This is a genomic window from Henriciella sp. AS95 (genome assembly GCF_038900055.1).
Lineage (GTDB): Bacteria > Pseudomonadota > Alphaproteobacteria > Caulobacterales > Hyphomonadaceae > Henriciella.
Genome location: NZ_JBBMQM010000001.1, coordinates 117,602 through 142,791, shown reverse-complemented (window position 1 = coordinate 142,791; position 25,190 = coordinate 117,602). Strand labels below are relative to the sequence as shown.

Annotated in this window: 24 protein-coding genes and 1 tRNA gene; 15 read left to right on the top strand and 10 right to left on the bottom strand. The window is 60.2% G+C overall.

Annotated features, from left to right (window positions below):
- Position 1 precedes the first annotated feature (1 nt).
- From WNY37_RS00765 to WNY37_RS00755, 3 genes are read left to right on the top strand one after another with little or no spacing between them, the layout of a single operon-like run.
- Positions 2-709: an ABC transporter ATP-binding protein gene (locus WNY37_RS00765; protein WP_342971544.1), complete on the top strand. Its 708-nt coding sequence runs from the start codon at positions 2-4 to the stop codon at positions 707-709.
- A complete protein-coding gene (locus WNY37_RS00760) occupies positions 706-1,977 on the top strand; it encodes an FtsX-like permease family protein (protein WP_342971543.1) in 1,272 nt (423 codons plus the stop codon). The genes WNY37_RS00765 and WNY37_RS00760 overlap by 4 nt, the downstream gene beginning before the upstream one ends.
- Positions 1,978-2,032: 55 nt before the next feature.
- Positions 2,033-2,767 carry a DUF3299 domain-containing protein gene (locus WNY37_RS00755; protein ID WP_342971542.1) on the top strand — a complete coding sequence of 245 codons (735 nt, stop codon included), beginning with the start codon at positions 2,033-2,035 and terminating at the stop codon, positions 2,765-2,767.
- Between the two features lie 123 nt (positions 2,768-2,890).
- Here the strand turns inward: WNY37_RS00755 and mscL are convergent, their stop codons facing one another.
- The 4 genes from mscL to cmk all read right to left on the bottom strand — a co-directional run bounded on the left by mscL (position 2,891) and on the right by cmk (position 6,505).
- Positions 2,891-3,310, bottom strand: a complete 420-nt coding sequence (gene mscL / locus WNY37_RS00750) for a large conductance mechanosensitive channel protein MscL (RefSeq protein WP_342971541.1) — start codon at positions 3,308-3,310, stop codon at positions 2,891-2,893.
- A 124-nt stretch (positions 3,311-3,434) separates the two neighbouring features.
- A complete protein-coding gene (locus tag WNY37_RS00745; protein ID WP_342971540.1) occupies positions 3,435-3,734 on the bottom strand; it encodes an integration host factor subunit beta in 300 nt (99 codons plus the stop codon).
- A gap of 102 nt (positions 3,735-3,836) precedes the next feature.
- Positions 3,837-5,741 (bottom strand): 30S ribosomal protein S1, encoded by a 1,905-nt coding sequence (gene rpsA, locus WNY37_RS00740; RefSeq protein ID WP_342971539.1) that lies wholly within the window; start codon positions 5,739-5,741, stop codon positions 3,837-3,839.
- Between the two features lie 131 nt (positions 5,742-5,872).
- Positions 5,873-6,505, bottom strand: coding sequence for a (d)CMP kinase (gene cmk, locus WNY37_RS00735; RefSeq protein WP_342971538.1), 633 nt, complete (start codon positions 6,503-6,505; stop codon positions 5,873-5,875).
- 84 nt (positions 6,506-6,589) lie between these two features.
- On the opposite strand from cmk, the gene WNY37_RS00730 reads away from it, so the two are divergent.
- Positions 6,590-7,657 carry a PLP-dependent cysteine synthase family protein gene (locus WNY37_RS00730; RefSeq protein ID WP_342971537.1) on the top strand — a complete coding sequence of 356 codons (1,068 nt, stop codon included), beginning with the start codon at positions 6,590-6,592 and terminating at the stop codon, positions 7,655-7,657.
- Here the strand turns inward: WNY37_RS00730 and WNY37_RS00725 are convergent.
- The 4 genes from WNY37_RS00725 to aroA form a co-directional block, all read right to left on the bottom strand.
- Entirely contained in the window at positions 7,654-8,331 is a 678-nt protein-coding gene (locus WNY37_RS00725; RefSeq protein WP_342971536.1) for a Fe2+-dependent dioxygenase, read from the bottom strand. The two genes, WNY37_RS00730 and WNY37_RS00725, sit on opposite strands and share 4 nt — an antisense overlap.
- 62 nt (positions 8,332-8,393) lie before the next feature.
- Positions 8,394-10,610, bottom strand: a complete 2,217-nt coding sequence (locus WNY37_RS00720; protein ID WP_342971535.1) for a TonB-dependent siderophore receptor — start codon at positions 10,608-10,610, stop codon at positions 8,394-8,396.
- A 206-nt stretch (positions 10,611-10,816) separates the two neighbouring features.
- Positions 10,817-12,940: a S9 family peptidase gene (locus tag WNY37_RS00715; RefSeq protein ID WP_342971534.1), complete on the bottom strand. Its 2,124-nt coding sequence runs from the start codon at positions 12,938-12,940 to the stop codon at positions 10,817-10,819.
- A 97-nt stretch (positions 12,941-13,037) separates the two neighbouring features.
- Positions 13,038-14,360: a 3-phosphoshikimate 1-carboxyvinyltransferase gene (aroA, locus tag WNY37_RS00710; RefSeq protein ID WP_342971533.1), complete on the bottom strand. Its 1,323-nt coding sequence runs from the start codon at positions 14,358-14,360 to the stop codon at positions 13,038-13,040.
- Positions 14,361-14,462: 102 nt separating this feature from the next.
- Between aroA and WNY37_RS00705 the strand changes: the two genes are divergently transcribed.
- From WNY37_RS00705 to WNY37_RS00690, 4 genes are all read left to right on the top strand, one after another.
- Positions 14,463-15,068 (top strand): TIGR02300 family protein, encoded by a 606-nt coding sequence (locus tag WNY37_RS00705; protein ID WP_342971532.1) that lies wholly within the window; start codon positions 14,463-14,465, stop codon positions 15,066-15,068.
- Positions 15,069-15,123: 55 nt separating this feature from the next.
- A tRNA-Ala gene (locus WNY37_RS00700) sits at positions 15,124-15,199 on the top strand.
- A gap of 244 nt (positions 15,200-15,443) precedes the next feature.
- Positions 15,444-16,118 (top strand): FAD-binding oxidoreductase, encoded by a 675-nt coding sequence (locus WNY37_RS00695; RefSeq protein WP_342971531.1) that lies wholly within the window; start codon positions 15,444-15,446, stop codon positions 16,116-16,118.
- Positions 16,119-16,328: 210 nt separating this feature from the next.
- Positions 16,329-16,574 carry a DUF1150 family protein gene (locus WNY37_RS00690; protein ID WP_342971530.1) on the top strand — a complete coding sequence of 82 codons (246 nt, stop codon included), beginning with the start codon at positions 16,329-16,331 and terminating at the stop codon, positions 16,572-16,574.
- Positions 16,575-16,643: 69 nt separating this feature from the next.
- On the opposite strand, the gene WNY37_RS00685 is transcribed toward WNY37_RS00690, so the two are convergent.
- Complete coding sequence (locus WNY37_RS00685; protein ID WP_342971529.1) at positions 16,644-17,630, bottom strand: D-glycerate dehydrogenase; 987 nt, start codon at positions 17,628-17,630, stop codon at positions 16,644-16,646.
- Between the two features lie 101 nt (positions 17,631-17,731).
- Here WNY37_RS00685 and WNY37_RS00680 point away from each other — a divergent pair, with 101 nt between their 5' ends.
- From WNY37_RS00680 to WNY37_RS00650, 7 genes are all read left to right on the top strand, one after another.
- Complete coding sequence (locus WNY37_RS00680) at positions 17,732-18,247, top strand: SH3 domain-containing protein (RefSeq protein WP_342971528.1); 516 nt, start codon at positions 17,732-17,734, stop codon at positions 18,245-18,247.
- A gap of 108 nt (positions 18,248-18,355) precedes the next feature.
- Positions 18,356-18,895 (top strand): bifunctional 3-hydroxydecanoyl-ACP dehydratase/trans-2-decenoyl-ACP isomerase, encoded by a 540-nt coding sequence (gene fabA, locus WNY37_RS00675; RefSeq protein WP_342971527.1) that lies wholly within the window; start codon positions 18,356-18,358, stop codon positions 18,893-18,895.
- A gap of 306 nt (positions 18,896-19,201) precedes the next feature.
- Entirely contained in the window at positions 19,202-20,029 is an 828-nt protein-coding gene (locus tag WNY37_RS00670) for an enoyl-ACP reductase (RefSeq protein WP_342971526.1), read from the top strand.
- A gap of 71 nt (positions 20,030-20,100) precedes the next feature.
- Positions 20,101-22,071 (top strand): hypothetical protein, encoded by a 1,971-nt coding sequence (locus WNY37_RS00665; RefSeq protein ID WP_342971525.1) that lies wholly within the window; start codon positions 20,101-20,103, stop codon positions 22,069-22,071.
- Between the two features lie 210 nt (positions 22,072-22,281).
- Positions 22,282-22,536 (top strand): YjhX family toxin, encoded by a 255-nt coding sequence (locus WNY37_RS00660; protein WP_342971524.1) that lies wholly within the window; start codon positions 22,282-22,284, stop codon positions 22,534-22,536.
- 72 nt (positions 22,537-22,608) lie between these two features.
- Entirely contained in the window at positions 22,609-23,595 is a 987-nt protein-coding gene (locus WNY37_RS00655) for a hypothetical protein (RefSeq protein WP_342971523.1), read from the top strand.
- A 39-nt stretch (positions 23,596-23,634) separates the two neighbouring features.
- Positions 23,635-24,315, top strand: a complete 681-nt coding sequence (locus WNY37_RS00650) for a nitroreductase family protein (RefSeq protein ID WP_342971522.1) — start codon at positions 23,635-23,637, stop codon at positions 24,313-24,315.
- An 8-nt stretch (positions 24,316-24,323) separates the two neighbouring features.
- On the opposite strand, the gene WNY37_RS00645 is transcribed toward WNY37_RS00650, so the two are convergent.
- Positions 24,324-25,184 (bottom strand): CAP domain-containing protein, encoded by an 861-nt coding sequence (locus WNY37_RS00645; protein WP_342971521.1) that lies wholly within the window; start codon positions 25,182-25,184, stop codon positions 24,324-24,326.
- Positions 25,185-25,190 lie beyond the last annotated feature (6 nt).

Here is a 25,190-nt window from a genome sequence, read left to right as displayed (position 1 = left end):
CTTGTCTGACCAGCCTGCCATTGAAATTCGCGATCTGCGCTTTGCCTGGGATGGCGCCGATACTCCGCTTCTCGACATCGCCGCTTTCAATATGGCGAGCCGTGAGCGGCTCTTTCTGCGCGGGCCAAGCGGGTCGGGCAAGTCAACGCTGCTTGGCTTGATCGCAGGGGTTCTTGAGCCGCAGGCTGGTCACATTCGGGTTCTGGGTGAAGAGATGTCGGCGCTCGGCAGCGCGAAGCGGGACCGGGTTCGCGCCGATCATCTCGGGGTCATCTTCCAGATGTTCAATCTGGTGCCGTATCTTTCCGTTGTGCAGAACGTGACGCTGCCCTGCCGGTTCTCCAAAGCGCGGCGCGCTGTGGTGGCTGAAGGCGGCGGCCCAGTTGAGGAGGCTCGGCGCTTGCTTGCACGCCTTGGCCTGACAGATGAAAAGCTGCTCGCCCGCCCCGTGACAGAGCTTTCAGTCGGCCAGCAGCAGCGGGTTGCCGTCGCGCGTGCGTTGATTGGCGGGCCGAGCTTGCTGATCGCAGATGAGCCCACATCGGCCCTCGACGCCGATGCGCGTGACCGCTTCATTGCGTTGCTGAATGAGGAAGCGTCCCGATCGGGCGCCGCCCTGCTTTTCGTCAGTCATGATGGCGCGCTGGCCTCTCATTTCGACCGAAGCGTCGATCTGACAGAGCTGAATACGGCGAGGGTTCCGGCATGAGCGGTGGATCGATCCTCGGACTGGCCTGGCGAAGCCTGATGAACCGGAAGGGATCTGCCCTTCTGACGATCCTCGCGGTCGCCCTCTCAGTCGCTCTTTTCCTTGGGGTCGACAAGGCGCGCAATGGCGCCCGTGCCGGTTTCGACAATACGATTTCCGGCACGGACCTGATCGTCGGCGCGCCAACAGGCCAGATCAACCTTTTGCTGTATTCGGTGTTCCGGCTGGGCAATGCGACGGCGGAAATCAGCTGGCCGACCTATCAGGAGATCGCGAACCGCAGCGACGTGGCCTGGACCATCCCCGTGTCGCTCGGTGACAGCCACCGTGGTTTCCGCGTGATGGGCACCAATGACGCCTATTTCACCCATTACAAGTATGGCAATGGCACCGCTCTTGAGGTCGCCGAGGGACGAAAGTTCGATGATATCTATCAGGCCGTACTCGGCGCGGGGGTGGCGCGAGAGCTTGGTTATGGGCTTGGCAGCGAGATTGTGCTCACCCACGGTCTCGGTGCGGGCGGGCTGACCGACCATGACGACAAACCCTTCATTGTTACCGGTATTCTGGCGCCGACCGGCACGCCTGTGGACCAGACCATTCATATTCCGCTGGAGGGCATGACCGCGATCCATGTCGGCTGGGAATCGGGTACCAAGAGCCCGCTCGCCGATACCATCACCGAAGACATGATCCGTAGTTTCGACCTGACGCCGAAGACGATCACGGCGGTCTTCCTTGGCCTTGAGCGGCGCGGATCCATCCTCTCAACCCAGCGGGCCCTGAACACCCAGGCTGGCGAGCCTTTGCTGGCGATCATTCCCGGCGTAGCGCTCGGTGAGTTGTGGCAGGTCACAGGCGTGGTTGAGCGCGCTCTGATTGCTGTGTCGATCTTCGTGATCGCTGTCGGTCTAGTCTCTGTCCTGATCAGTATTCTGACCAGCCTCAATGAGCGCCGCCGCGAAATGTCGATCCTGCGCGCGACCGGCGCGAGACCGGGACATATCTTCTTTTTGATGGTCGCTGAAGCGGCGCTTCTCGGCTTTATCGGCGCGGTGTTCGGTGTTGTCGTCGTACAGCTTGGCCTGCTGATGCTGGGACCCGTCCTCTCCTCCAGCTACGGTGTGCAGCTTCAAGGCCTGGGTCTGGCGATGATTGACCTCTGGACCATTCTCGCCGTCACCGGCGCGGCCACTCTGATCGGTGTCATACCCGCTGTGACGGCCCTTCGGCGGTCCCTGGCTGATGGGTTGACCGTGAAGGTTTAGACACGTTTGTGAAAAAGACATGGATGCAGGACGGTAGACGCCTTAAATGGACTGTATGAAAACTCTATTTTTCAGCGCCAGCGCATTTGGCCTACTCGCTCTCGCCGGCTGCGGCGGTCCCCAGGATGATCTGCCAGATCCAGCGATCCCGGAGCAGACGGACACGTCCGACATTGACGCAGCCAAGGATGCGATTCTGATCAAGGCTGAAAGCGGTGACGGCCCGCAGATCGGCGATAAGATCCCCGAGCCGGAGGCGTCGAGCGACGATAGCTCCATAGCGCAGGCCGGCGCTGACGAGAAAGCCAAGGCCGACGCTGTCGCAGCGCGCGGTGTTACGGAAATCGGCTGGGAAGAGCTGATGCCTGAAGGCGAAGAAGAACGCCTCGCCGAGATGTACCAGGCCCAGATGGCGATGCTCTATTCCGGGTCCGGGGTCGCAGAAGGGTCTTCGGCTGACCAGGCGATCCAGATCGGAACGTTCAACACCGTCAAGGACATGGACGGCATGAAAGTCCGCTTGCCGGGCTACACGGTGCCTTTCGAATACGGCAAGGACGCGAACATCCGCGAATTCCTTCTGGTGCCATATTATGGGGCCTGCCTGCACGCGCCGCCGCCGCCGCCAAACCAGACTGTGTTTGTGAAAACGGACAAGGAGATCAAGCTCAGGGATCTGTCTCAGGCGGTCTGGATCGAGGGCACTCTACGCACGCAAACCCAGACGTCAGATCTTGCCGACGCGGCCTATACGATCGAGATGACGGACTGGGAAATCTACGAGTACTAGGCACCTAGGTGCGCTTTTGCGCCCGAGTCATGTGCAAAAATAAAGGGGCGGCACCAGGAAGGTGTCGCCCCATACGCAACTAACTCTACTAAAGAGAGCTTGTCGCGTGGATTGGTTAAAAGTTTACGACTGCTTGGCGAGTAGATTGCGAATTTCTTCCAGTAGAACTTCCTGACGCGGTGGCGGCGGTGCTTCGGCCGGGGCCTCTTCCTGCTTGCGCTTGAGATTGTTGATGCCCTTCACCACAAAGAAGAGCGCCAGCGCCATGATCAGAAAGGAGATGCAGGAATTGACAAACTTGCCCCATGCAATCACCGGCGCGCCTGCTTCGGTGGCTGCAGCGAGTGATTCGTAAGTGCCACCATCAAGTGGAACGAACAGGTCTGTAAAATCCACGCCGCCCAGCGCAAGGCCTAGCGGCGGCATCATGATGTCGTTGACCAGCGACTGGACGATGGTCGAGAACGCTCCGCCGAGGATGAAGCCGACGGCGAGGTCGACGAGATTGCCCTTCACCGCAAACTCTTTGAATTCCTTGAGCATTTTGCCCCTCCTTGCAAGGTCGCGGCCCTGACCGACCGCGCAGCGACAATCGTTCGCTTCCCGACTAGGGTCAATATAAAACAAGTACAGGTCGTGCAGTCGGCGAGAATAACCCGGCTGGGTGTTACCGCGCTTCGGGGTCGACACCGCCGTTTACGCGTGCCCGCAATTCCTTGCCTGGCCGGAAGAAGGGAACCGATTTCGCTTCCACCATGACCTTCTCACCCGTTCTGGGGTTGCGGCCGACGCGCGGCTTCCTCTCCCGCACGGAGAAGGCGCCGAAGCCTCGCAATTCAACGCGGTCACCATTGGCGAGTGCTTCTGCAATCTCATCCAGAATCACCGCGACGATCTTCTCCAGATCGTCGTGTTTCAGGTGGGCGTACTCAACCGCAAGGCGGGATATCAGTTCCGATCTGAGCATGACTTTGAATGTAAACGAAATTTGGGGCGAAAACCAGTGTCTTCGCCCCAAATAGAGTCTTGAATTTTTGTAATTTTCTACGCTGTGTAGAAAATTCAGCCTTTACTCGCCGTCGTCGTCCTTTTTCTTGGTCGTTTTCTTGGCGGTTGTTTTCTTGGCTGCGGGCTTCTTGGCGGCAGCTTTCTTCGGAGCCTTTTCGGCTTCCTCTGTGTCTGCCTCTACCTCTGCCTCTGCTTCGGCTTCTTCAGCGTCCGCTTCGTCAGCCTTCTTGGCTTTTGCCGTGGTCTTCTTGGCCTTCGGCTTCTCTTCGGCTTCTGGAGCTTCGCTCTCGCCACCGCTGAGGGCTGCACCGAGGATATCGCCGAGCGATGCACCGCTGTCTGCAGAACCGTACTGCTTGACGGCTTCCTGCTCTTCGGAGATCTCCAGGGCCTTGATCGAAACCGAGACGCGGCGCGACTTGGTGTCGAGCTGGGTCACTTTGGCGTCGATCTTGTCACCGACAGAGAAACGCTCTGGGCGCTGCTCGGAACGGTCACGCGAGAGGTCCGAACGGCGGATGAAGGCCGTCATGGCCGGCTCGCCGAAGGAAACTTCGATGCCACCGGAGGTGACCTCAGAGACCGTACAGGTGACGATTTCACCGCGGCGAAGCGCCATATCGGACATCGGATCACCAGCAAGCTGCTTGATGCCGAGCGAGATACGCTCTTTCTCGGTGTCGACGTCCAGCACTTTCGCGCGGACAACGTCGCCCTTGTTGAAGTTGGCAATCGCCTGCTCGCCCGGGACGTCCCATGCGATGTCGTTGATGTGCACCATGCCGTCGAGTTCCGGTCCAAGACCGATGAACAGACCGAACTCCGTGATGCCACGGACTTCGCCTTCGACTTCGGTGCCGACCGGATGATCTGCCATGAAGGCCGACCATGGATTGTCCTGGGTCTGCTTCAGGCCGAGAGAGATGCGGCGCTTCTCGGAATCGACGTCGAGAACTTCGACGGTGACTTCCTGAGAGGTCGAGACGATCTTGCCCGGATGGACGTTCTTCTTGGTCCAGCTCATTTCGGAGACGTGGATCAGGCCTTCGACGCCGTCTTCCAGCTCAACGAAAGCACCGTAATCGGTGATGTTCGTGACCTGGCCGTTAAGGCGCGTGCCAACCATGTACTTGCTTTCGACGCCTTCCCAAGGATCGGCTTCGAGTTGCTTCATGCCGAGCGAGATGCGCTGGGTGTCCTGGTTAATCTTGATGATCTGGACTTTGACCGTGTCGCCAACATTGACGACCTGGCTTGGGTGGTTGATGCGCTTCCAGCTCATGTCAGTGACGTGAAGCAGGCCATCGATGCCGCCGAGATCAACGAACGCACCGTAATCGGTGATGTTCTTGACGACGCCCTCACGGGTATCGCCTTCATTCATTGCATCGACGATTTCAGCACGCTGTTCGGCGCGGCTCTCTTCAAGGATCGCACGGCGCGAGACAACGATGTTGCCGCGGGCGCGGTCGAGCTTGAGGATCTGGAATGGCTGGACTTCGCCCATAAGCGGGCCAACGTCGCGAACCGGACGGATGTCCACTTGGCTGCCAGGAAGGAAGGCGTTCACGCCGCCAAGATCGACGGTGAAACCGCCTTTGACGCGGCCAGAGATCGCGCCTTTGACCGGCTCGTCCTTGTTGTGGCTGTCCTCGAGCTTGATCCAGCTTTCTTCGCGGCGAGCCTTGTCGCGCGAAAGAACAGCTTCGCCCATCAGGTTTTCGATACGGTCGAGATAGACTTCGACGATATCGCCAGCCTTTGGCTTTTCGTCCTCGAGGAGGAATTCTTTCATCGGCACGCGGCCTTCGACCTTCAGGCCGACGTCCAGCGTGAGAAAGTCACCGGCGACGCCGATAACGGTTGCAGGGACCACGCGGCCTTCCTGCAGGGTTGAGGCACCGGTGCTCTCTTCGAACATTGCTGCGAAGTCGTCGGTGCTCGGGTTCATGGTTTCAGTTGACATTTTTACTCCAGATGACTGACGAACGCAGGTTCATGCGCCGAGCGGGATTGCCGGCGTCTATACGCTGTCAGGTAAGATCGGAACGGGCGGAGGCTGGCTTTTGGATTTGAAGCGCTAAACTTCAGAGCCGGCTACTCGTTGCGGGCCATGACGTCTTCAATCACAGCTCGTGCCTTATCCACAGCCGCGTCTATAGTCAGATCAGTCGTGTCGATCAAGACCGCATCTGCGGCCTTCTTCATTGGGGCATCCTTGCGATTGGCATCGCGCTCGTCGCGTTCGCGCAGCTGCTGCGTCAGGGCGTCGAGTGAGATCGTGTCGCCAGCCTTGCGCAGTTCCAGATGGCGGCGCTGCGCGCGAACCTCCACATCAGCGTCGATCCAGAGCTTCACCTCGGCTTCAGGGCACACCACAGTGCCGATATCCCGGCCGTCCAGAACCGCCCCCATTTCCTGATGGGCGAAATCTCTCTGCAATTGTAGCAATGCCGCCCGCACCTCAGGAAGGACGGCGACTTTCGACGCCGCGGTGCCCGCCTCGGCCGTGCGCAGCTCGCTCTCTTCGAAATCATTGAGATCAAGCGAGGCGGCGACAGCCGCCACCAGTTCGCCATCGGCGAGGTCGACCTGCTCCTTGAGCGCGGCAACGCCTGTGGCCCGATACAGGCGGCCGGTATCCATATGGGGCAGGCCAAACCAGGCGGCGATGCGCCGGGCGATTGTGCCCTTGCCCGATGCAAGTGTGCCATCAATAGCAATAATCATGGCACTGGGTGATGGTCGAACGGTCTTGCGCCGTCAAGCATCTCCTGCCACTGCCAAGGGCCAGAGCGGTTGAGGAGGACAGAGATGGATGAGATTTGCGCAGATCGCCTCTGGGTGTGCGAAGCCATGCGCCGGATCCAGGCTGATTTCAATCGCTCGGCCGACACGCATCTTATCAAGGCGGAACTCCCCGGGTTCAAAGATCAGACACTCTATCTCAAGGACGAGTCGATCCACCCCTCCGGCAGCCTGAAGCACCGCCTGGCACGCTCACTCTATCTCTATGGCTTGTGCAACGGAAAGATTGGCCCTGACACGGCCATTGTCGAAAGCTCGTCTGGGTCGACCGCCGTGTCGGAAGCCTATTTCGCAAAGATACTGGGGCTGCGCTTCATCGCGGTCGTTCCAAAAGGCACCGCGCAGAGCAAGCTTGATCAGATTCGCTTCTATGGCGGTGAAACGCGCGCCGTCGAAGCCGCCGACATTTACGCTGAGGCCGAGCGGACCGCGCACGAACTGGGCGGGCACTATATGGACCAGTTCACCTATGCCGAGCGCGCCACCGACTGGCGCGGCAATAACAATATCGCCGAGAGCCTGTTCGCGCAGCTGGAGCTGGAAGAGCATAAACTGCCCGACTGGGTCGTCATGAGTGCGGGCACCGGCGGGACATCAGCCACGATTGGACGCTATATCCGCTATCGCGGGGACCTTGCGGCCAAGACGCAGCTATGTGTGGCGGATCCGGAAAACTCCGTTTTTTATGACCACTTCGTGTCAGGCGATCCGTTCCTTCGCCTTGCGACACGCTCAAGGATCGAAGGCATCGGCCGGCCGCGCGTCGAGGCCTCCTTCCAGCCGCAGGTCATCGACCGCATGGTCCAGGTGCCGGATGCGGCCTCCATCGCGACCATTCACTGGCTTGAAGATATTCTTGGCCGCAAATGCGGCGGCTCGACCGGAACAAATGTCTGGGCTGCGCTCCATCTGATGGATGAAATGCGCCGGGCCAGCCGTCCCGGCAGTGTCGCGACACTCATCTGCGATGGCGGGGAACGCTATCTTGATACTTATTATAGCCCGGAATGGCTCGCGGCGCAGGACCTCGATATCGAACCGCACCTTGCAACGCTGAAAGCGATGGCCGGTTAGGCGTCGGCCCAGCGGCGAATGAGATTGTGGTAGACGCCCGTGAGCCGGATGACTTCGCCATCTTCATGGCCACGTTCGCTCGCCAGCGTCTGGATTGACTGGTCCATGTCGAACAAAAGGCTGCGCTCACCATCATCGCGGACCATGCTTTGCAGCCAGAAGAAGCTCGAGACCCGCGCGCCTCGCGTCACCTCTGTGACCCGGTGCAGGCTGGACGATGGATAAAGCACCATGTCGCCGGCTTCGAGTTTGACCTCCTGCGCGCCGAACTGCGTCTCGATTAGCAGCTCGCCGCCATCATAGTCTTCAGCCTCCGTCAGGAACAGCGTCGCTGAAAGATCTGTGCGGATACGGGTTGTTGGTCCGGACCGGATCGCGTTGTCGACATGCGCGCCGAACCGGTCGCCGACGGAATAGCGATTGAAAAGCGGCGGGAAAACCTTGAGGGGAAGGGCGGCCGCCAGAAACAGGGGATGACTGCCAAGCTCGGCGCTGATGATCTTCTGCGCTTCGATGCCCTGCGGGCTGCCAGCTGGAAGCTGCGTATTCTTCTTGGCTTTCGCCGATTGAGCGCCCGCCGTCTCGCGGCCATCAACCCAGTCAGCCGCATCGATCAGTGTGCGAATGTCGGCAACCTGGGCCTTGCTCAGCAGTTGCGGAATACAGATCAGCATGGCGTGCCCCGTCGATAATGGGGGGAAGGGCGAACGCGCCGCCCTTCCCGAATAAGTATGTCCTAGAAGTCGACGTCCAGCGTGACCAGAGCCGAGCGCCCCGGTGCGACATAGCTGAACGGTGTGCCGGACCGGTAGAGCGCATCATAGTAGAGCTCATCGGTTGCGTTCAGCACGTTGAAGGACAGGCTGAGTGTGTCGGTCAGCTGCACGCCGCCGAACACGTCGAAGCGCCAATAGTCCGGCACCTGCGTCGTTCCGGCCGTCAGCGTGCCGCCATACTTCTCACTATTATAGCCAGCCGTGCCGCCAATATGGATGCGGTCGGTAATCTGGTAGCGGGACGTGATCGACAGGCTTTCCTCTGAAACGTTCGGGAACCCTTCGCCGATCTGTGACGGATCTGTGCTGTCGGTGATTTCCGTTTCGAACACAGTGACGCCGCCGAACACGCTCCAGGCATCGGTGATGTTGCCAGCCATGCCGATCTCGAAGCCGGACACTTCCTGGTCCTGCGTGCCGAGGGTCGCCGAAGCGCCGCGGCCCTGGGAGATCGGAACCCCTTCACGTTCAATAAGGAAGAGCGCGCCGGTCAGGTCGAAATGGCCAAACAGGTTATACTTTGCGCCGATTTCGTAAGAGAGGTTATCGACGGGGTCGAGCGCGGTGATCCGAACGTCGCAGCCACCATAATCCAGCGCAAAGGCATCCAGCTGCTCACAGGGCGGGTTCTTGGCAGAAGAGACCGAGCCATAGATCGACGCGTTCTCGACCGGCTTGTAAACCAGGCCGCCATGCCAGTTGAGAAACTGGCTATCCGCGCTGCGGTCAGGCTGTGGTCCGCTCCGGCCTGAGATGTTCGTGGCTTCTGCGGAATAATCGTCCAGGCGCACCCCGACAAAGGCCTTCCATTGCGGCGAGAATTCCATCGTGTCGACAGCGTAGAGCGCCGCCGTTTCCGTGGTTATCAGCGGTCGGGAGGTCACCGCCGTCTCATTGCCGAATGGAATGCCATTGTCGGGATTATCGAGGTCGAGGACCGGGTTCGCGGCCGTGCCGGTGCAGGGCAGGGTGGCGCATTCGGTAAAGGCGCGCTGGCGGTTGAGGATCTCTTCTTTCGAAAGCTCGATACCCGTCACCAGCGTGTGCGCAACACCGCCCGTCGCAAAGTCGATCGTGAAGTAGGACTGGTTGGTCCAGTAATCGGTGATCGCGTCGCGGCGTTTGGCATTGGCACTAACCGTGCGCGCGACAGCGTCCGGACGCTCTGGCGCCGAAGCGGTGTACTTGTTCTTCGACTGGCCATAGCGAAGCACCGTGTCGAACTGCACATTCTCGGCGAAGGCCCAGGACAGGCGACCGGTATAGATATCCGCAAACGTTTCGCCTTCATCGCGTGAAAGCACGCCATAGAAATTGTCCCTGCGGACATTGAATGGCTCGTTTTTGGCCGTGTCATATGGGTGGCCCCAGTCAGGCAGGAAGTCGGTCGACAGGTGATAATAATCAAAGCCCAGCTCGAAATTGTCCGCCGGCTGCCATTCGGCCGCGAACGCTGCACCCCAGCGATCATTGAAGACATGGTCACGGCCTGCCACGCCGGATTCGTGCAGCATGCCGTTGAAACGCACGGCAAACGTGTCGGTGACCTGCTCATTGAGGTCGATCGTGGCCCGCCGCGTGTCGTCGCTGCCGAGGGTGAATTCCGCATCGCCCCAGTCGCCTTCGCCCGGCCGTTTCGAGACGAGGCTGACCGCGCCGCCGGTCGTGCCGCGTCCCCCGAAGGTGGAGGACGGGCCTTTCAGGATTTCGATCTGCTGGACGGCAAAAGTCTCGCGGGAGCCAACACCGGGGTCGCGGACGCCATCGACATAGACGTCGTTGCGGGCGTCATAACCGCGGATGAAAATTCGGTCGCCAAAGGCGTTGCCGCCCTCGCCTGTGCCGAGCGTAATGCCGGGCTGCTGGCGGAAAACTTCGCGGAAGGAGTTCGCGCCGAGGTCCTTGAGGGTCTCATCGGTCAGGACGCTGATGGTCTTGGGCGTGTCCAGAAGGTCTTCGGTGAGCAGGCCGCTCGCTGATTTGATGGCGCGGTATGGGGCTTCCGGATCGGCATAGGGGTTCGTGTCGGCATCCTGGCCAGTCACCACGACCGTATCATTGCGCAGTTCAGCCTCGGGCTCTCGGGCCGTCGCCGGCAGGGCCGCCGTCAGCGCTGCGGCTGAGTAGACAGCCGCCTGCATCCTCAGGCTTTTTGGTTTCCGAATCGCAGAGCTCATCCATATCTCCTGTTAATAAGACGTATTCTCATTCGCAGGAGGCCTGTATTGCAAATGCGAATAACTCGCAAGTGCTGTAGGCGGATAAATGTTTTTGTCGGCTGGGCCGGGTAAAGTTCGTGCTGATTGAGCAACAGTCACGTCGAAACGAAATTGGCCGCCCCGTTCTATGGAGCGGCCAATAAAATCTAAGTCGTGGTGTCGGCCTACTCGCCGCTGGCCTCTTCATCAGCCTGCCTGGCCGCATGAGCCGCGAGGGCCGGTTCCAGGCCATCGACATAAGCTGCGCCTTCAAGAACCTCGACCGTTGAGCCGTCGAAAGCGTTTCCGAAGTCCTCTACGCGCCCACCAAGGCACTCTGACAGGAAACCTTCCATCACAGAGTAGAAGGCGAGCCGGTTTTCCGGGCGGGCAAAGCCGTGTCCTTCATCGGGGAAGTTCACATAGGTGACCGGCAGGCCCTTCTCCTTCATCGTCTCGACCAGCTGGTCGGACTCAAGCTTGGTCACGCGAGGATCGTTCTCGCCCTGACCAATGAGAAGTGGGACCGAGATGGCGTCGACACGGCTGATCGCCGAGCGGTTCAACATGTCCTCGCGCTCTTCAGGCACGGTCGGGTCACCCACAAATTTGTACCACGAGCCTTCAAGCACCGGCTTCCAGTATTCCGGGAAACTCTCGATCAGCGTGGCGAGGCTCGATGGTCCGACAAGATCCACGCCGCAGGCGAAGGTGTCGGGGGTAAAGGTCACGCCAATCAATGTCGCATAGCCGCCATAGGAGCCGCCCGCGATAGCGATTTCGTCCTCATCTGCGATGCCCTCAGCCACCGTCCAGTTCACCGCATCGATCAGATCGTCATGCATCGCCCCGGCAAACTCGCCGACGGCTGCATTGACGAAAGTCTTCCCGAAGCCGGTCGAGCCGCGATAATTGACTGACAGGACGCCATAGCCACGGTTCGCCAGCCACTGATGCCAGGAATTATAACCATAGGAGTCGCGTGACCAAGGGCCACCATGGACATTCAGTACCATCGGCACCGGCGCTTCCGGGCGGCCATCGCCATCGGCATCGCTGCCCGGCGGCAGAGTCAGATAGGAAACGAGCGTCTTGCCATCGCGCGAGGTGATCTCGAGCGGATACATCGGCTGGAGCGGTGCCTCAGCGAGGTCGGGCCGTGTCTTGAACATCTCGGTCAGCGTTTTCGCGTCCCGGTCGTAGACATAATATACGCCGGGCGCGACAGCCGATTCCGAATAGACAACCATGCGCGACAAGTCGTCGGTGGCCGACAGGATCTGGATATCGCCGTCGAGTTCGCTTTCCAGGAATTCAAGATCAGCAGCCGCCTCATCGGTCAGCGGCTCCCACTCGCTGCGAAGATACTCCGACGCATAGGCCAATGGCTCATAGGTCGTCGGATGCAGCAGGGCATCGCTGATGTCCGCCTTGTCGTTTTCAGCAATCAGGGTTGTTTCGCCCGTCTCGGCATCGACCTCGACCAGGGCAGCGGTATCGCGGCCGCGGCTTTCGACCATGTAAATGGCATCATTTGCGCCGTTGAACCCGATGGGATTGGTCGTCATGAAATCTTCTGCCGGGATCGAGAGCAGTTCATTGCCGTCCATGTCGACGATGGATGCGCCGCCGCCTGGCGTCTGCATGTAGCCGAAGCGGGGCGTCAGCGTGTTGTCGACGACCCAGCCGGCATAGCCGGGGTTTTCCGCCGCAAGCTCCATCTCGCCCGTCGCGACATCAACGAGATAGAGATCGAAGAGCTGGGGATTGCGGTCATTGATGCCGATGAGCAGTTTGCCCGGCTCATCGCGCGACACGCCCTGGATCACCGCGCGCGTGCCATCCTCGACCGGGGTAAGGTCGCGAACTTCGCCGGTCGCAACGTCGGACGCATAGACATGGAAATTCTCGTCCCCGCCCTTGTCCTGTGAGTAGTAAATATAGTCCGAGCCCGGCGACCAGAAATGGCCGCTTATGCCTCGATAAGTGTCGTTGGTGATGGGTTTCGCCGCATCAGGATTATCGGCTGGCGCCACCCAGACATTGGTCACGCCATCAACCGGCGCAATCCAGCTGACATACTGGCCGTCAGGGCTGATCCGTCCCTGCGTCTTCTCCGCGTTTCCGAAGATTGCTGATCTGTCGATCAGCGCGAAGTCTTCAAGACTCGCCGTCGCCGCTGGCGCTTCGGTTTCTACGTCCGCCTCGGCGGTTGCGGGGGTCGCATCAAGATTTGTTTCCGGCGTTTCCTGCGTTGCGCAGGCCGCCAGGACTGTGAGAGCCACGCCACCAATCAATAGGTTTCTCATTATGTCTTCTCCCAATTTATATATATCGAATATCGATATTCTCCTCGCACGGGAAAAGCAAGGTCTGGTAGAAAAGATATTTGAGGTCTCTTAGGCGTCAGGCCTGACGGATATCGGCCCCTATGGACGCCATGTGGGCCATGAAGTCCGGATAGGAGGTTGCGATCATGGCCGCGTCGTCGATGGAGACCGGTTTCTGGCTGGCCGTTCCCATAACAAGGGCACTCATCGCGATGCGGTGATCATGATGGGTTTCGACCAGGCCGCCGCCCGGCGGTGGCCCGCCGCAGCCCTGAACGATAAAGCCGTCCTCGTGCTCTTCAACGTCAACGCCGTTGACTCTCAGCATGGCGACGACTGCTGCAATCCGGTCGCTCTCTTTTACGCGCAGCTCATGCGCGCCCGTGACCTTGGTCTCGCCTTCAGCGAAGGCGGCCAGGACAGCAAGGATCGGGAACTCGTCGATCATGGCGGGGACGAGATAATCCGGGATGGCGCACCCCTTCAGGGGGCTTCCAACAGCCTGCATGTCGATCAGGCGTTCACCCGCAGCATCGCCCAGTTCCTCTGCGCCAATGTCAGCCCCCATCATCGAAGCGGCCCGGAAGAAGCCGTCGCGCGTTTCGTTGGACATGACGCCTTCGACAAGCACACCGCCGGCCGGCGAAATAAGGCCGGCTGCGATGAGGAAGGCGGCAGAAGACGGGTCGCCCGGGATCTGCGTGTCGACGGCCTGAAGCGTCTGACCGCCATCGATAGACACGATGGAGCGAGCGCCGTCAGCGTTGACCACGTCGAGATCAACCCCGAAGCCGCGCAGCATCTTCTCTGTATGGTCGCGCGTCGGGCGGTGCTCGGTAACGCGGGTGGTGCCATCAGCATTGAGGCCGGCGAGCAGAACACATGATTTAACCTGGGCCGAGGCGTGCTCAGGCACATAGTCGATGGGTTTCAGCTTCGACGAGCCGTGCAATGTAATCGGCAGCATGCCGCGCCCGTCATGATCAAACTTCGCGCCCATCCGCTCAAGGGGATTGATGACGCGGTTCATTGGCCGCTTCGACAGGCTCTCATCGCCGATGAGCCTGGCCTCGATCGGATAGCCCGCCATCAGACCCATCATCAGGCGCGAGCCGGTGCCGGAATTGCCGAAGTCGAGCGGGGCTCGCGGAGAGGTCAGACCGGCCTTACCCACACCTTTGACAGTCCAGCGCCCACCGCCCTTCTGTTCGGCGTCTGCGCCCAGGGCTGCCATGGCTTTGGCGGTATTGATGACGTCCTCTCCCTCCAGCAATCCAGAGATGTCAGAGGTGCCTTCTGCAATGCCTGCAAACATGAGCGCACGGTGCGAGCAAGACTTGTCGCCGGGCGCCCGAATGGCACCTTGAAGCTTGCTGACGGGGAACGAAGTCCAGGCCAAATGATTTTCCTCTGCTAAAGCACGCGAAAAGCGCTTTGACAGCGGCGAACGTTTCTGGCAAGCGCCCCCGCAACAAAACATTCAGGTTTGGAGACCCACGACATGGCCGATTCCGATCTTGGCACCAAACAGATCTGCCCAAGCTGCGAAGCGAAATTTTACGACCTCAACAAGCGCCCGGCGGTTTGCCCCAAATGCAAGACCGAGTTCGACCCCGAAGATGATGAGGTCCGCACGACCAGTGCAAAGCTGAAAGCCAAACGCGCAAAGTCTGCCGTTCCGAAAGATGAGGACGAAGACGACCTCGAAGAGGAAGAGAAAAAGCGCAAAAAGAAAAAAGCCACCAAGTCCGACATCGATGACGATGATGACATCGAAGATGATGAAGAGGATGATGACGACGAGGACGAAGACGAGGACGATGATGAAACCTCGCGCGAACTCGGCGCCGATGCCGATGAAGTCGTGCTCGAAGGCGGCGATGATGAGGACGACGAGGAAGCGGCGCCTGGCAAGGTGCCAGCCGGCTTCACCGAAGAGGGCCTCGACGACGATGATGACGATGTCGACCTCGACGATGATGAAGAGGATTTCGACCTCGATGACGACATCGACCTGGATGACGATCTGGCGATCGACGACGATGATGACGATGACATCGACGATGATGACGACGCCGAAGACGAGGATGAAGACAAGAAAGGCTGATAAAGAGGCTTGATCAGACGGTCAGGACTTTATATCTCACGCCTTCCCTGAAGATGGGGCCTTAGCTCAGCTGGGAGAGCGCCTGCATGGCATGCAGGAGGTCAGCGGTTCGATCCCGCTAGGCTCCACCATTCGCTGCCGGTCGAACGTCGTTCGAAAAATCGATCCAGTGGATCGATTTTAGGCATGCGAATGACGCGGCAGCGTCTTCCGGTTTATCCCCGCTTCGCTACGCTTCGCGATGGATGCGGCTCAAGGCTGAACCAGTTCGCTCCGAAAAAAATTCGATCCGGCGGACCGCTCGCTTCCGGGCGCAGGGTCAGACCGGAACTCGTTCCAGCACTGCTCCGTTGATCTCCTGAAAAGGAGACAACCATGCCCCACACCCTGACACTGCAAGAAATCGAACCGGTGACGCACGACGTCTTTCGCCTGCGCTTCGACAAGCCGGACGGCCTTGGCGTTGAGCCGGGTCAAGCGGTCGATATCGCGCTTGATCGCGATGGCTGGCGAAACGAGACGCGCCCGTTCACACCGACCAGCCTGCCGTCGGATGGCTTCCTCGAATTCACCATCAAATCCTATCCGGATCATGATGGCGTGACCGAGCAGATCCCGACCCTGAAGCCCGGCGAGACAATTATCGTCAATGATCCCTGGGGCGCGATTCAGGACGAAGGCAAGGGTTGGTTTATCGCCGGCGGCGCCGGCGTCACGCCCTTCATCGCTATCCTGCGCAAGCGCCTCGAGACGCACGGCACGCTTGAGGGGTGCGAGCTTATCTTTTCCAATTCCACAGAGGCCGACATCATCAACCGCGAGGAATTTGAGTCCATGCCGGGCCTGAAGACCTATTTCACGGTCACCGACGATAAATCAGCCGACGTCCACACCGGTCAGATCGATAAAGGGCTGCTGGAGGACAGGGTCAAACCTGGAGCCGGCAAGTGCTATATCTGTGGCCCCGAACCGATGATCGATGACATCGTGCTGGCCCTGAAAGAAATCGGCGTTGGCGAGGACGACATCATCGTTGAGGATTTTATCTAGGTTTCAGCCTCCAATATGAACACCTGTTCAGCCCCGGACGGTTTTGGCGGTCAATTGCCCCAATATCGCCGTTTGTCAGGCTTGAACCGGTCCCTTTCGGACCCCAGATTCATCATGACACAAGACCCGGCGGTTAGAGGAGCTGCCGCTAACGGGGCTTCTGCCGGGATGGAGTGTCGTGGTCCTGTCTTTGAAAGGAAGGAACATGCCATGACGACAGAACTTGAAACCAAAGCTGTGAAGCTGTTTTCGGCGAAAGACCTCGTCTATGTCCGCCGCATTGCGGAAGACGAGCTGGCCGAACTGGCACCAGAAGCCCTCGACGCCGTGAGCGATACAGACTCGCTCTTCGTGCTGGCCAATGGTGAAGGCTTGCAGCTTGCAATCATTGAGGGCCGTGACGCTGCCTTTGCAGCCGCCCGCGCCCACGAAATGCGCCCCGTCAGCGTGCACTAGACACGCATAAGGGTCGAGAGATTGAAAGTAACGGAAAGCCCGGCAGAGATGCCGGGCTTTTTTGATGCTCTAAAGGATTGCCGGAATGACCCGGTCCGGTGGCCTGTGACCATCCGCGAAGGTCTTGATATTGATGATGACCTTCTCGCCCATCTCGATCCGGCCCTCGACGGTCGCCGAGCCCATATGCGGCAGCAGGATCACGTTCGGCAGGCCCTTCAGCTCCGGATTCACAACCGGTTCGCGCTCGAAGACGTCGAGACCGGCGCCGGCGATCTTGCCAGATTTCAAGGCCCGCGCCAGGGCGGCCTCGTCGATGACTTCCCCGCGGGCGGTGTTCACGATGAAAGCATCGGGCTTGATCAGATCAAGGCGCCGCGCGCTGAGAAGGTGAAAGGTTGCCGGCGTGTGCGGGCAGTTGACGGAGATGATGTCCATGCGGGCCAGCATCTGGTCGAGGCTTTCCCAATAGGTCGCCCCAAGCTCCTCAGTGACCTGACGGTTCACCGGCTTGCGGTTGTGATAATGAATCTGCAGGCCGAAAGCCTTGGCGCGGCGCGCGACCGCCTGGCCGATCCGGCCCATGCCGATAATGCCGAGCCGTTTGCCTGACAGGCGACGGCCAAGCATCCAGGTCGGTGCCCAGCCATCGAATTTCCCGGCCTCGAGCAGCTGGATGCCTTCATGCAGGCGGCGCGGAACGCCGAGGATCAGCGCCATGGTGACGTCAGCGGTGTCATCGGTCAGGACGCCTGGTGTATTGGTCACGGTGATGCCGCGCTGCACGGCGCTTTCGATATCGAGATTGTCGACGCCAGCCCCGAACTGGGCGATGTGGCGCAGCTGCGGACCGGCCTGCGCCAGGAGGCGGCCATCAACCTTGTCGGTGACGGTCGGGACCAGAACATCGGCGCGTTTGACCGCATCGATCATCTGCGCGTCTGAGAAGGGGACGTCGGTTTCGTTAAGCTCTGTATCGAACAGTTCTTTCAGCCTCAGCTCGACGGGGTCGGGCAGGCGCCGCGTGACAATTACCTTCAGCCGCTCTGCGGTCATTCATCCATCCCTTTATTCTTGCCAAGTCGAATAGCAGAGCATTCCCGCCTCGCCAATGCGCGCTTTACGCGCGATTCACCCGTTCAGGTGAAACTGTCGTCATGAAACGGTTTGCCTGTCTTCTCAGTTCGGTCTGCCTTATCCTGAGCGGACCACAATTTGCAACTGCTTCGGCTGAACCCGAAGCGGTCAAGATCAGTCAATTTTCAGGAAAACCTGTGCCTCGCTTCGAGTCGTTGCGATACACGGCGGTGCACGGCCGCAAGGGTCCGTCGACCGATCATGAGATCGTCTGGCGCTATGAACGACAGGGACTGCCTGTCCTGGTGGTCAAGGAAACGCGCAACTGGCGACAGGTCCGCGATGCTGACGGTGATGAGACCTGGGTGCAGGCGCGCATGCTCACCGAGACGCGTCATGTCGTGCTGCTGGAAAAGTCGGTCCTGAGAAAACGCCCGGCGGAGCTGTCTCGCGGCATCGCTTCACTGCAGCAGGGCGTCGTTGCAGAGCTTGAGCAATGCGAGGATGGCTGGTGCCGTCTCAAGGCGGAGAAGTTCAAGGGCTGGGTTCCGCAGCAGTCGCTATGGGGGATCGAGACGCGTACTGACGGTCTCTAGCTCCTCCATTCCTGCAAGCCTGCTGATCACCCCGTTTGCTTGACATTGAGGATCAGGGCAGGCTGATGCGCACTTTCCAATTTCGGTAAGCGATTCAGGACGAGTTAAATGAGCGGACCGCACGACTTCCACACGCCAAAGTCTTCCTACACCCGTGAAGACCTTCTCACCTCCGGACAGGGACAGCTGTTTGGTCCCGGTAATGCGCAGCTGCCCATTCCGCCCATGCTTATGATGGACCGGATCACTGAGATCACGCTTGATGGCGGCGAGTTCGGCAAGGGCAGTGTGGTCGGCGAATACGACATCAATCCTGAACTCTGGTTCTTCCAGTGCCACTTCCCGGGTGATCCGGTGATGCCGGGCTGCCTCGGCCTCGATGCGATGTGGCAGGCCGTTGGCTACTGGCTCGGCTGGTCAGGTTCGCCCGGCAAGGGCCGCGCGCTCGGCGTGGGCGAAGTGAAGTTCACCGGCGAAATCACGCCGGACAAGAAGCTCGTGAAATATGTGATCGACATCAAACGTGTGCGCCGCGGCAAGCTCAATCTCGGCATCGCGGATGGCCGTGTCTATGTCGACGATGAGCATGTCTACACGGCCCTCGACATGAAAGTCGGCCTGAAGAACATCCTCGACCCGGCGGGCTGACACGCCTGCAGTCGCTACATTTTCTTTGTAAAACAGACGGCTGCTGAAGGCGAGAAGACCGTGTGAGCCCGATCCGCACTCGCTCCGCCCGCTTGCACGTGTGCAAGGAGGGAGGGGGGAGGTGGGCGGTAGCGAGGCGGTTGGGCGGGCTTGGTCTTTCCAGTGTTAGTATGAGGACTATGCAGAGCCCTGCCAAACCGTTCCATTTTTTTAAGCGGGCGCGCGAGACGCGCCATCTGCTTGACCTTCTGCCCGCCCGCGCCTAGCCCGTTCTGAAGAGAAATTTCGGATTCAAAGAGGGTCATCATGGCTGACGATTGGAACATGCCGGCAGGCGAACTGATGAAGGGCAAGCGCGGCATCGTGATGGGTGTCGCCAACCAGAACTCCATCGCCTGGGGCATCTCGAAACAGCTCGCCGCACAGGGCGCAGAGATCGCTTTCACCTATCAGGGCGAAAGCCTGGAGCGCCGCGTCCGCCCGCTGGTCGAGAGCATCGGCATGGACACGATGATCCCCGCCGACGTCACCGACGACGCTTCGATGGATGCCGCCTTCGCCGCCATCAAGGAGAAGTGGGGCACGATCGACTTCCTGGTCCACTCCATCGCCTTTGCCGGCAAGGATGAGCTTCAGGGCTCCATGGTCGCCAACACGACGCGCGAAGGCTTTCGCCGCGCGATGGACATTTCGGTCTACAGCTTCATCGACTGCGCCCGCCGCGCCTCCGAGATCATGCCCTCAAGGGAAGAAGGAGGCGGCTCGATCATCTGCATGACCTATCTCGGCGCCGAACGTGTCGTTCCGTCCTACAATGTCATGGGCGTCGCCAAAGCCGCGCTCGAAGCCTCGACCCGCTACGCTGCACGTGACCTCGGCCCGCAAGGCATCCGCGTCAACGCGATCTCGGCTGGCGCCATGCGCACGCTGTCGCTCGCCGGCATCAAGGGCGGCAAGTCGCTGATGGGCACTGGCCGCGACATGTCTCTCCTCAAGGAAGACACCCGGATGGAAGGCGTCGCGGGCGCCGCCCTTTACCTCCTCTCCGACATCGGCCACTCCGTGGCCGGCGAAGTACTCCACGTCGACGCAGGCTTCCACGTCGTCGGCGTCCCGGAGATGGGCGAGGAATAAACCTCCGTCCTTGACGTCCCGCTTGGGCGACGACAGCATGAAGCCTCAACCTCGCCCAGGTTGAGGCGCTGATGGGGACGTTTTCGATGAGCATGTCGGGTGCAATCGCCGAATATTTTGGCCGGGCGGTTGAAGACTTCTCCGGCCAGACACCTGCAAACCAGGTCGCCATCGGTGTCACTCTTGCGTCGGTCACGCTGCTGCCCATTCTGGCCAACCTGTGGTCATTCCTGCGCGTGCGAGACAAGACGGGCCGCATCAAACGGCTGGAAGCTGAGAACCGGGCACTGGCCAGCGAACGGGACAAGGCGGAAAAAGAGGCCGAACAGGAGCGCAACTTCGCCGCCCTCTGGATGCCGGAGCGTTGGCAGGAAAAGGCTGATCGCGAACACAGTCAGGGCAATCATGAATCCGCCATCCGGATCCTGTCGAACGGTTTCGACAATGTGTCGGAAGGGCTCGCCAGTGTCTCCCGCCAGCTGGCGGACCACGCCCTTTCACTGATGGCTGAACAGCCGCAGGCTCAGGCCCTGGGTACAGCTGGCCGCTATGCCCAGCTCGCCGCCTTGCTGGAACCCGCCGACCGGGATTCTAAACTGATCATGGATGAAATCATCGCCGCGCGTGCGGACTTCGGCGACTCAATGACAGACGATGACCTGGAGATTTCCAGCCTGCCATCTGATCCTGCGGCCGCTGGTGCTTTGATAGACGCAATTGTCGCCAAGACCCGAAAACTATTTGAACAAGGCCATTATCGAATGGCGCGACGGCTTGCGGGACGCGGCGTTCTGGCCGCGCGGCGCGCAAATCTGTTTGAGACGACGCTCGGGTTGAGTGTTCGTTTCTGGGAGGCGCAATCCCTCGGCTTCGCGGGCGAGTCCCGGAGCGCCCTCGAAAAGGTCACCGCCCTGCTGCCGAACATCGCGCGTGTGCAGGGTGCGGAACATCCGTACGTGCTCTCCACCCGCTATCTAGAAGCCCAGCTCCTGTCCGAAACCGGAGATGCGGGCGCAGCCCTTGAAAAGGTCACCGCCCTCCTGCCGGTCTTCGAGCGGGTTCAGGGCGTGGAACATCCGCACGTGCTCAGCACCCGCCATCTTGAATCGTACCTCCTGTCCGAAACCGGAGATGCGGGGGCGGCTCTCGAAAAGGTCACCGCCCTGCTGCCGGTCTACCAGCGTTTGCAGGGCGCGGAACATCCGCACGTGCTCACCACCCGCTATCTTGAAGCCAGGCTCCTGTCCAAAACCGGAGACGCGGGCGCAGCCCTCGAAAAGGTCACCGCCCTGCTGCCGGTCAGAGAGCGGGTTCAGGGCGCGGAACATCCGTACGTGCTCACCACCCGCTATCTTGAAGCCCAGCTCCTGTCCAACACCGGAGACGCGGGTGCAGCCCTCGAAAAGGTCACCGCCTTGCTGCCGATCAGCGAGCGTGTGCAGGGCGCGGAACATCCGGACGTGCTCTCCACCCGCTATCTTGAAGCCCAACTCCTGTCCAAAACCGGAGACGCGGGCGCAGCCCTCGAAAAGGTCACCGCCTTGCTGCCGGTCTATCAGCGGGTTCAGGGCGCGGAACATCCGGAGGTGCTCGCCACCCGCTATCTTGAAGCCAGGCTCCTGTCCGACATCGGAGACGCGGGCGCAGCCCTCGAAAAGGTCACCGCCTTGCTGCCGGTCTATCAGCGGGTTCAGGGCGCGAAACATCCGGACGTGCTCTCCACCCGCTATCTAGAAGCCCAACTCCTGTCCAAAACCGGAGATGCGGGGGCGGCTCTCGAAAAGGTCACCGCCCTGCTGCCGGTTAGGGAGCGGGTCCTGGGCGCGGAACATCCGCACGTGCTTCGAACACGATGGCTCCAGGCAAGGATCCGGGCAGAGCTGGGTGAGGTAGAAATGGCTCTAGAAGAATGGCGCACCATCCTGCCGCTGCAACGCGAAAAGATGAAGGACACACATCCCGATGTGCGTGATACGCTGGAGATGATCGAGAAACATGAACGGGGCGGTGAGCCGCCGGAATCTGCCGCCCCGGTGTCTTGACGGGCAAATCTATTACGCCCAGATATGAAGCTCCAACGGAGTGTTGATGACACGCAATTTGTCTGAGTCCCGCTAGAGGGGCTTGCCGTACACGCCGAAAGGTAAGGCAGGCCGACAAGCGAAAACCGGTCTCTCATCTTGAGAGGCTGAGACTTGTCATGCGCCCAACCCGTGCGGGTCAAGCGGCGCAAACCTCCGGACTACAGACACATGGATATCTCCCGCGCCGAACAGCGCATCCTCCACCTGCTCGCTCAGGGCGGGCGCATCGAAGTTGTCAGGCAGAAAAAGAAACTCGCCGAACTCCACTGCTTCAGCCGCGATGGCTGGCGCTATCCCGGCCTCGACGAGAACCTCTTCCGCAAGCTGAAACGCAAACGCGCCATCGCTTCGAAAGGCGGCGAGCCCTACCGCATCACACGGCGTGGCCTCGAACTTGTCAGGTCAGAGTTGAACAATCGCTGACCCGGCCTGCCGGATTCCTGCGCCTTTATCAGTAGAGCGGGGCGTCTGAGCCCAAGCGAATTGGAGGCAGTGATGAGCCCAATAAGATCTGTTCTCATTGGATTGGCGAGCATGCTGATGTCCATGTCGTTCAGCCATGCCCAGACGCCAGAGCTGTTGGGGGACGCCCCGGCAAGCTTTGGCCCGCGCCACTTTCCTCTGGCCGTCGATACAGGCGCGTATAAGCCACGCGACGGCTTCAAGGACGGACATCTCGTCATCTACGATTACACGCACGGAAATGATGAGGCCGCAGCCCTGTTCGCCCAGTATAATCAACTTGTGACGCTGAATGGCGAGCGGTTCGAAACCGCGCCGCAGCTATACGAGTACGCCTCGAATCTGCCCACCGGCACCTATGACGCCGATTTTGTCCGCCGTATCGACGGTGAGACAGTGCGTGACACGATCAGCTTGACCGAGGCGCGTTCGAATGCCGGATGCGACGCGCCGCAACTGGCCAATGAGGGCCTCGTCCAGGGGCTTCTCTATTGCGGAGACTTTTTCCGGATCGTGACGCGTGAGCAGCTTCTGTCCTGCGCGTCGACCGGGATTGTCACCAAGTTTCTCCGCACGAAGAGCTCCACGCCCTGCGGCCTTGTCGGGACCAGGGTCGCCCTGACCCTGGGACATGTCACCTGCCGCACCGACATGCCATCGGCGCTCGTCATGGGCTTTGCGCAGGATCCACGTGGGGACAGCGATTATCTGCTCCACATCCGGTCGGATACCGGTGAAACCGCGATGGGCGCTGCCGAAGCGGCCGCCAAATGCGACGAGCTTTTCGGGGGATCGCTCGATCCGTTGGTCATTCTTGGCCACGCGATTATGGCTGATAGCGCGCATTTCTATTATCTCGGAAACCTGCGCGTTGCAGACGACAGCCCGGATGTCGAATGGCTCGATCGAAAGCTCAAACCCGGCGTCATGTACATGCAGACCGACACGGTGCTTTTTGCCGAAAGCGCCAGCGGTTTTGAAATGGACCCGGCAGCCCGAGCGATCATTTTCAGCAATTGATGCGTTCCGGCGCGTGCGTCGATACGCTACCGTCGCGCGATGAAAACATCTCCTGACACCCATGTCCCGCTGGAAGGCTATGGCGAACCTGGCTGGGAAGAGATGCTGGTTCGCGTTCGTGAGTTTCATCAGAAACTCCGGACGCGGCGCTCTGTGCGACACTTCTCCGACAAATATGTCGCCAAGGATGTCATCGAAGGCTGCGTCTGGGCAGCCGGGTCTGCGCCCTCAGGGGCCAACCATCAGCCCTGGTATTTTGCGTGCGTTGGGTCGCCGGAGAAAAAGCGCCAGATACGCGAGGCCGCCGAGGCTGAAGAGCGCGCTTTCTATGCTGGCAGGGCGGGTGATGAATGGCTGGGCGCGCTCGCGCCGATCGGCACCGATGCCGACAAACCCTATCTCGAAACCGCGCCCTGGCTGATCTGCATCTTCGCCCAGCGCCGCGGCGGCGTTGACGCCGGCGACGACAACAAGAATTACTATATCCATGAGAGCGTCGGGATCGCGACGGGTCTGCTGATCGCGGCCTGCCACGAAGCAGGCCTCGCGACGCTGGTGCACACGCCAAACCCGATGAATTTCCTCAACGAGATCTGCGGTCGGCCAAAGACCGAAAAGCCGTTCCTGATCCTTGTTGTCGGCCACCCGGCCGAAGACGCCGTTGTGCCCAAACATGCGCTCAAGAAAAAGCCGCTGAACGAGATTATCGGGTTTCTCTAGTCGGCAGACTAACTGGACCCTGCAGGCTTCGGCACAATTTCGACCCTGGGCCCGGAAAAGTGCATGTAGCGGCAGGAGTCTGGCGTCGGCCCCGGCTTCTCGCCGCGGACAGTGAGCGCATAAACACCGTCGGCGCTGGCCGGAATGCGGTGCCTGGCGCCACGCCTCGTCTTCAGATCATTGACCTTGCCGCCCTGTCGCAGCGCCAGACCTGACCATTCCCAATCCTCAATTGTCGCCGGTTGATCAATCAATGTGCCCGCCGCAAGGCGCAGCGGGACGGGCTGTTCGAAGGCTCCGTCCTGTTTGACGAAAAGCTCCGTCAGCCAGATTCCATTCTTCGCGGTCACAATGCCGATCGCGAGCTGGTTTACATCATCGGCCAGGATCGCCTTGCGGTGACCGGGACTATCCATCAGGCCATCATGCAGGGACTTGATCGCGGTTTCCCAGTCTACATGGCCCGTGATGGCGGCGATATTCTCACGCTGAATGCTGGACAGGAGCGTGCGGTCGAAGGCGGTGATGCGCGCGGCGGGCAGGCGCTCATCCATGCTGACATGAGCGAAGAAGTCGTTCGCCGCCATGTCGAGGCTGTGCCATCGGGCCGCGTCGCGCAGTTCGATGCGCACGGGAAGGGCAGGGAGGTCATGGGCGCGGCGCTCTTCGTTTATCAGATCAACAATCTCGGCTTCGAAAGCGCCGTCGAATGAATAGCCGTCGGGTGGCTCAGCGAGGCAGGCCTGACCGCTCAGGACGTAGTCCGGCAGGTCTGTTGATCGCGCATCAATTGAGGCGTCACAGATGGCATGGGCCCCCAGGGGCACCAGCGCGAAAAGCGCTGCCAGTATCCTCGCTTTCCCAATCATGACGGG